The following is a 1,883-nucleotide window of genomic DNA, read 5'->3' on the forward strand; positions in this document are numbered from 1 at the left end:
CCAAGGAGTTCAGCTACACGTTTCCTTTGTGGGTATATATTTACTTCGCTCTCTGTTTAAATATTCCTGCATCTCAAATCTATTTTGCCAATATTCATGCCATTATATTCTTCTGTCTGATAATTCTAACGCTAACAAACGCACAAAAGCACAAAAAGAACCCTGCAGGGCTAATTTTCACAATTTACCATGCAGGGTTAACTAGCCTAAATCAAGCTGTTACCGTCTGGTTATGCACGCATGCTTGCATTTATCCGGAAACTTCATGGAAGATGTAATATCTGTCCAGTTTTTAAAGTCCTTGCTCACCATGCATCTGTAAATCCCTTCTCCAAAGGCATCGTAAAATACGTAGAACTGATCATTTTCCCGAATCAGCATCGGTCCTTCGGAGCGCCAGTTAGTGAGAATCGGAGAAATCTGCTCATATGGACCTTCGAATTTCTCGGCAATGGCTGTTCTAATGGCGCTGTAGGGGCTTCCCGGCTTATTAAAATCGCGTTCATCTTTAAATGCCATATAGTACAACCCGTTGTATTCCACAATCGATGAATCGATTACGGGATAACCGGGATCAAACAGCAGCTTTGGTTCGGAGAAGCTCATTAAATCATCGCTGACAGCGTACCAAATGCGGATGCTGTCTACCCGATCCCCTTCGTTTTTGGATTTAAAGCTGGTAGACCAAACCAGGTTGAACCGCTGGCTTTTCTCATCCCAGTAGCATTCCGGAGCCCAGCAGTTATGGACATCATCATTGCCTGGGAAAAGCACAATTTCATCAAGCTCAGTCCAGTTCAGCAAATCATCGGAAACTGCGTGGCCGATGCTCTGGCTGTACCACTTATTGGTAAAAAACATATGCCATTTGCCCTGCTTGTCTTTAATTAGAAATGGGTCCCGGATAAAATTGCCGCCACCGGCTGCAAAAACCGGCTTGCCATCATTTAAGTCTTTCCATTCCAGAAGATTGTCGCTTTCAGCAATAAACATCTTCCGCTCTGCATCTTTAAAGTAGGACATAAGATACATAGACATTTCTCCTTTATTGTTTATCTCAGCTCAGGATGTCATCCATCTGCTGCTTGGTTTTCTTCTTTAAGCTGTCTACCATGCTGATTGTAAAGATCATGTCCCGAATCAGCTTGTCCAGTTCACTGTTTTCCCGATAATCAGCTGGAACCAGGAAATCGACTCGGTCATGCACCAGCAGGTTCTCAACTTTTTCCCTTTCCCCCGGCTGGTAAACTGCAACTGAATAGCCTCCGTTTACTTTCACCAGCTTCATGCAGGGAACATCGGTGTACCCATCACCGATGTAAATCATATTTCTAAACGGCACTCGCCTCTCATCTTCTGGAGTATATTCATTTAGATCTTGATCATTGGAAATATCCAGCACACCTTTATTAATTCGGAACAAGAACTGGGTTTTCGTTGTGTAGTTGACCGCATTTTTTGGCCAAACCGCCACACCATTGACATCATAGAAAAACTCACAGGCAAAAACTTCCCGAAAATGCTTAAAGATGCTGGAGCCCTCAATAACTTCCCGCAATCCAGAAGAAATGATGTAGTGCTCTACCTTCATATTCATTTCTCTGCCGTAGGCATTGATCCTTTCAAACCAAGCTTCAACGCCGGGGAAGTACTCTAAATCTTTACCAAGTTCCACAAAGTCCTCCCGGCGAACGGGCACATAGGAACTTGCCGCTTTGTTGATCATTAAATACATGTACGAAAGAACTCGATCCATCTTGTGGTTCTCAGCCAAGCCATTAGCTTCAGCCCAAAACTGCTCCGGCTCAAGGCCAAGTTTGGGAATAAAGGTATACTCCTGCATATCCTTGGTGCAGAGGGTTTTATCAAAATCATAGAGAAGG

The 1,883-nt window shown here is 43.7% G+C and carries 2 protein-coding genes; both read right to left on the reverse strand.

Features of this window, described 5'->3' with window-relative positions:
• Window positions 1-219 precede the first annotated feature (219 nt).
• Window positions 220-1,032, reverse strand: coding sequence for a glycoside hydrolase family 43 protein (locus tag GX019_06140; protein ID HHT36742.1), 813 nt, complete (start codon window positions 1,030-1,032; stop codon window positions 220-222).
• 25 nt (window positions 1,033-1,057) lie between these two features.
• Window positions 1,058-1,883 (reverse strand): haloacid dehalogenase-like hydrolase (locus GX019_06145; protein HHT36743.1); only part of this gene is annotated, 826 nt, incomplete at its 5' end.

Source organism: Bacillota bacterium (genome assembly GCA_012837335.1).
Classification (GTDB): domain Bacteria; phylum Bacillota; class Limnochordia; order Darwinibacteriales; family DTU012; genus DTU012.

Bases quoted from the DNA above. Each gene is read 5' to 3' on its own strand.
- GX019_06140 (HHT36742.1), bottom strand. From the start codon at position 1,032: ATGTATCTTATGTCCTACTTTAAAGATGCAGAGCGGAAGATGTTTATT.